This window comes from Streptomyces sp. NPDC005899, from assembly GCF_040629645.1.
Lineage (GTDB): Bacteria > Actinomycetota > Actinomycetes > Streptomycetales > Streptomycetaceae > Streptomyces.
Genome location: NZ_JBEXWB010000381.1, coordinates 1 through 5,636 on the forward strand (window position 1 = coordinate 1; position 5,636 = coordinate 5,636).

General features: G+C 69.1%; 2 protein-coding genes and 1 pseudogene. 1 reads left to right on the top strand and 2 read right to left on the bottom strand.

The features are described 5' to 3' along the window. Both ABZ371_RS28135 and ABZ371_RS28140 read right to left on the bottom strand, forming a co-directional pair. Positions 1 to 454, bottom strand: a pseudogene (locus ABZ371_RS28135) (hypothetical protein); the annotation flags it as partial. Between the two features lie 58 nt (positions 455 to 512). Beyond that, a complete protein-coding gene (locus tag ABZ371_RS28140; RefSeq protein WP_358684663.1) occupies positions 513 to 1,838 on the bottom strand; it encodes a DUF2252 domain-containing protein in 1,326 nt (441 codons plus the stop codon). A gap of 224 nt (positions 1,839 to 2,062) precedes the next feature. Here ABZ371_RS28140 and dnaE point away from each other — a divergent pair, with 224 nt between their 5' ends. Next, the gene (gene dnaE / locus ABZ371_RS28145; RefSeq protein ID WP_358684666.1) at positions 2,063 to 5,602 is read left to right on the top strand and encodes a DNA polymerase III subunit alpha; all 3,540 of its coding nucleotides are present in this window, start codon (positions 2,063 to 2,065) and stop codon (positions 5,600 to 5,602) included. The last annotated feature ends 34 nt before the right edge of the window (positions 5,603 to 5,636 follow it).

Sequence of the window (5,636 nt, forward strand, 5' to 3'; positions counted from 1 at the left end):
AGGGCACCGCTGGCCCCGGGGAGGCCAGCAGGGCCGCCGCCCCGTCGCCGGCCCCCGTCACCCCGGCCAGCGGGGTCCCCACCGCGGCGACCCCGGCGAGCCCGTCGGGGCCCGTGCCGGACTCGCCGCCGCACAGTACGTCCACGCCGACCGAGCGCAGCGGGCCGGCGATCGGCCCGCCCGCCGCTCCGTAGCAGAGGTGCTGTCCGGTGGTGAACACCGTGTCCGCGGCCAGCTCCAGCGGGACGAGCAGACCGGCGATGGCCCCGAAACCGCGCTCCCGGCCGGCGAGCGCGAACGCCGCCGCGAAGACGGCGCCGGCGAGCAGCGCGATCGCCGTCAAGGGCAGCGGGACCCGGGAGAGCAGCACGTGGGACGCCGAGGAGAGCGTGACGACGAGGGCGGTGAACACCGCCGCGCGTACCGCCCTGATCTGCGTCCCTGATACGTCCATCGCCGGAGAGTGTGCCATGGCTTCCTGTAGATCGGCCCCGGAGACCGGGCGCCGCCGGTTACAGGCCTGGGATGCGGCCGTTGCGGAAGAGGTCCACGAAGATCTGGTGGTCCGCGCGGGCCCGGGCCCCGTACTCGTGCGCGAAGTCGGTCAGCAGCTCCGCGAACCCCTCCTCGTCCGCCGCGATCGCCGCGTCGATGGCGCGTTCCGTGGAGAAGGGCACCAGGGAGTGCCCGCTCTCGTCGTCGGCGGCCGAGTGCATCGTCGCCGTCGCCCGGCCCAGGTCGGCCACGACCGCCGCGATCTCCGCCGGCTCGTCGATGTCGGACCAGTCGAGGTCCACCGCGTACGGGGAGACCTCCGCGACCAGCTGGCCCGCGCCGTTCAGCTCCGTCCAGCCGAGCCACGGGTCGGCGTGCGCCTGCAATGCGCGCTGGGAGATCACCGTGCGGTGGCCCTCGTGCTGGAAGTAGTCCCGGACGGCCGCGTCGGTGACGTGGCGGGACACGGCGGGGGTCTGGGCCTGCTTGAGGTAGATCACCACGTCGTTCTCCAGGGCGTCGCTGTTGCCCTCCAGGAGGATGTTGTACGAGGGCAGGCCCGCCGAGCCGATCCCGATCCCGCGGCGGCCGACGACGTCCTTCACGCGGTAGGAGTCGGGCCGGGTCAGGCTCGACTCCGGCAGCGTCTCCAGGTAGCCGTCGAAGGCGGCGAGCACCTTGTAGCGCGTCGCGGCGTCCAGGTCGATCGCACCGCCGCCGGCGGCGAACCTGCGCTCGAAGTCCCGGATCTCCGTCATGGAGTCCAGCAGCCCGAACCGGGTCAGCGACCGGGCGACGCGCAGCACGCCGAGCAGCGGGCCCTCGGCCGTGTCCAGGGTGAAGGGCGGCACCTCGTCGTTCTTCGCGCCCGTCGCGAGCGCGTGGATGCGCTCCCGGTACGCGGCGGCGTAGACCCCGACCAGCTCGGTGATCTGGTCGTCGCTCAGCGCCTTGGCGTAGCCGATCAGGGCCAGGGAGGCCGCGAAGCGCTTCAGGTCCCAGGTGAAGGGGCCGACGTAGGCCTCGTCGAAGTCGTTGACGTTGAAGACGAGGCGGCCGTTGGCGTCCATGTACGTGCCGAAGTTCTCGGCGTGCAGGTCGCCGTGGATCCAGACCCGGCTCGTGCGCTCGTCCAGGTACGGGCCGCCGCGCTGCTCCCGCTCCAGATCGGCGTAGAACAGCCCGGCGGAGCCGCGGTAGAAGGCGAACGCGGAGCCCGCCATCTTGCGGAACTTGACCCGGAAGGCCGCGGGATCGGCGGCCAGGAGCTCTCCGAAGGCGGTGTCGAAAACGGCGAGAATCTGCTCCCCGCGCTCCTGCGCGCGGGTCTGCGTGTCCGACATCGCTGGGTGCCTCCTGCTACATGGCGTTCATGACAAATGGGACGGGCGTCCCAGAGCTTCCAACGCGCGACCGTACCCCGGAGTGCCCGCCGCCGGTGACCTCCACGACGTAGACTTCGGCGCTGTCCCCCAGGATCCTTCCCCGTGGACCGGACCCGCGATCCCGCCCGGCCCGTGCGAGGGATCCCTGCCGCCCCCCGCACGTTCCCCGGAGGCACAGCGCCGTGAGCAAGCCGCCTTTCACGCACCTGCACGTCCACACCCAGTACTCCCTGCTGGACGGTGCCGCGCGGCTGAAGGACATGTTCGAGGCGTGCAACGAGATGGGCATGTCGCACATCGCGATGACCGACCACGGCAACCTCCACGGGGCGTACGACTTCTTCCACTCGGCCACGAAGGCCGGGGTCACGCCGATCATCGGGATCGAGGCCTACGTCGCCCCCGAGTCGCGCAAGCACAAGCGCAAGATCCAGTGGGGGCAGCCGCACCAGAAGCGGGACGACGTCTCGGGTTCCGGCGGATACACCCACAAGACGATCTGGGCGGCGAACAGCACCGGTCTGCACAACCTCTTCCGGCTCTCCTCGGACGCGTACGCCGAGGGCTGGCTCCAGAAGTGGCCGCGCATGGACAAGGAGACCATCTCCCAGTGGTCCGAGGGCCTCATCGCGTCCACGGGGTGCCCCTCCGGCGAGGTGCAGACCCGGCTGCGGCTCGGGCAGTTCGACGAGGCGGTCAAGGCGGCCTCCGACTACAAGGACATCTTCGGTGAGGGCCGGTACTTCCTGGAGCTCATGGACCACGGCATCGAGATCGAGCGCCGGGTCCGCGACGGGCTGCTGGAGATCGGCCGGAAGCTGGGCATCCCGCCGCTGGTGACGAACGACTCGCACTACACCCACGCCCACGAGGCGACGGCCCACGACGCCCTGCTCTGCATCCAGACCGGCAAGAACCTCTCCGATCCCGACCGCTTCCGCTTCGACGGCACCGGCTACTACCTCAAGACGACGGACGAGATGTACGGCGTCGACTCCTCGGACGCCTGGCAGGAGGGCTGCGCCAACACGCTCCTGGTCGCCGAGCAGATCGACACCACCGGCATGTTCGAGAAGCGCGACCTGATGCCGAAGTTCGAGATCCCGGAGGGCTACACCGAGATCACCTGGTTCCAGGAGGAGGTCCGGGCCGGGATGGCCCGCCGCTACCCGGGCGGTGTCCCCGAGGACCGGCAGAAGCAGGCCGAGTACGAGATGGACATCATCATCCAGATGGGGTTCCCGGGGTACTTCCTCGTCGTCGCCGACTTCATCATGTGGGCCAAGAACAACGGCATCGCGGTCGGCCCGGGCCGAGGCTCGGCCGCCGGCTCGATCGTCGCGTACGCCATGGGCATCACCGACCTCGACCCGATCACCCACGGGCTGATCTTCGAGCGCTTCCTCAACCCCGAGCGCGTCTCCATGCCCGACGTCGACATCGACTTCGACGAGCGCAGGCGCGTCGAGGTGATCAGGTACGTGACCGAGAAGTACGGCGCCGACAAGGTCGCCATGATCGGCACCTACGGCAAGATCAAGGCCAAGAACGCGATCAAGGACTCGGCGCGCGTCCTCGGCTACCCGTACGCGATGGGCGACCGCCTCACCAAGGCCATGCCCGCCGACGTCCTCGGCAAGGGCATCGACCTCAGCGGCATCACCGACCCGAAGCACCCGCGCTACAGCGAGGCGGGCGAGATCCGGGGGATGTACGAGAACGAGCCCGACGTCAGGAAGGTCATCGACACCGCGAAGGGCGTCGAGGGCCTGGTCCGGCAGATGGGCGTGCACGCGGCCGGCGTGATCATGTCCAGCGAGCCGATCGTCGACCACGCGCCGGTCTGGGTGAGGCACACCGACGGCGTCACCATCACGCAGTGGGACTACCCGCAGTGCGAGTCGCTCGGCCTGCTCAAGATGGACTTCCTGGGCCTGCGCAACCTGACGATCATGGACGACGCCATCAAGATGGTGAAGGCCAACAAGGGCGTCGACCTGGAGATGCTCGCCCTGCCCCTGGACGACCCCAAGACCTACGAGCTGCTCTGCCGCGGTGACACGCTCGGGGTGTTCCAGTTCGACGGCGGGCCGATGCGCTCGCTGCTGCGCCAGATGCAGCCCGACAACTTCGAGGACATCTCCGCCGTCTCGGCCCTCTACCGGCCGGGCCCCATGGGCATGAACTCGCACACGAACTACGCCGAGCGCAAGAACGGGCGCCAGGAGATCACCCCGATCCACCCGGAGCTGGAGGAGCCGCTCAAGGAGGTCCTCGGGCTCACCTACGGCCTGATCGTGTACCAGGAGCAGGTGCAGAAGGCCGCCCAGATCGTCGCCGGCTACTCGCTCGGCGAGGCCGACATCCTGCGCCGCGTGATGGGCAAGAAGAAGGCCGACGAGCTGGCGAAGAACTTCGTCCTCTTCGAGGCCGGTGCCAAGAAGAACGGCTTCTCCGACGCCGCGATCAAGGCGCTGTGGGACGTCCTGGTGCCCTTCGCCGGATACGCGTTCAACAAGGCCCACTCCTCCGCGTACGGCCTGGTCACCTACTGGACCGCCTACCTCAAGGCCAACTACCCGGCCGAGTACATGGCGGCGCTGCTGACGTCGGTCAAGGACGACAAGGACAAGTCGGCGGTCTACCTCAACGAGTGCCGCCGCATGGGCATCAAGGTGCTCCCGCCGAACGTCAACGAGTCCGAGTCCAACTTCGCCGCCCAGGGCGACGACGTGATCCTCTTCGGCCTCACCGCCGTCCGCAACGTCGGGCAGAACGTCGTCGACTCGATCATCCGGTCCCGCAAGGCCAAGGGGAAGTACTCCTCCTTCCCCGACTTCCTCGACAAGGTCGAGGCGGTCGTCTGCAACAAGCGCACCGTCGAATCGCTCATCAAGGCCGGCGCCTTCGACGAGATGGGCCACACCCGCAAGGGCCTCGTCGCCCACCACGAACCGATGATCGACAACGTGGTGCAGGTCAAGCGCAAGGAGGCCGAGGGACAGTTCGACCTCTTCGGCGGGATGGGCGAGGAGGAGAGCGACGAGCCGGGCTTCGGGCTGGACGTCGAGTTCTCCGACGTCGAGTGGGAGAAGTCCTACCTGCTCGCCCAGGAGCGGGAGATGCTCGGCCTGTACGTCTCCGACCACCCGCTCTTCGGCCTGGAGCACGTGCTGTCCGACAAGTCCGACGCGGCCATCTCCCAGCTCACCGGCGGCGAGCACGCGGACGGGGCCATCGTCACCGTCGGCGGCATCATCTCCGGCCTCCAGCGCAAGATGACCAAGCAGGGCAACGCCTGGGCCATCGCCACCGTCGAGGACCTCGCCGGATCGATCGAGTGCATGTTCTTCCCGGCGACCTACCAGCTCGTCTCCACCCAGCTCGTCGAGGACACCGTCGTCTTCGTCAGGGGCCGCCTCGACAAGCGGGAGGACATCCCCCGCCTGGTCGCCATGGAGATGCAGGTCCCCGACATCTCCTCGGCCGGCGCCAACGCCCCCGTCGTCCTCACCATCCCCACGGTCAAGATCACGCCGCCCATGGTCAGCAGGCTCGGCGAGGTCCTCAGCAGCCACCGGGGCGACACCGAGGTGCGGATCAGGCTCCAGGGGCCGCGCAAGACCACCGTGCTCCGCCTCGACCGGCACCGGGTCAAGCCGGACCCGGCCCTCTTCGGCGACCTGAAGGTACTGCTCGGCCCGTCCTGCCTGGCCGGCTGACACCCGCACCCGGAACAGCGAGAGGGGCGCCCCG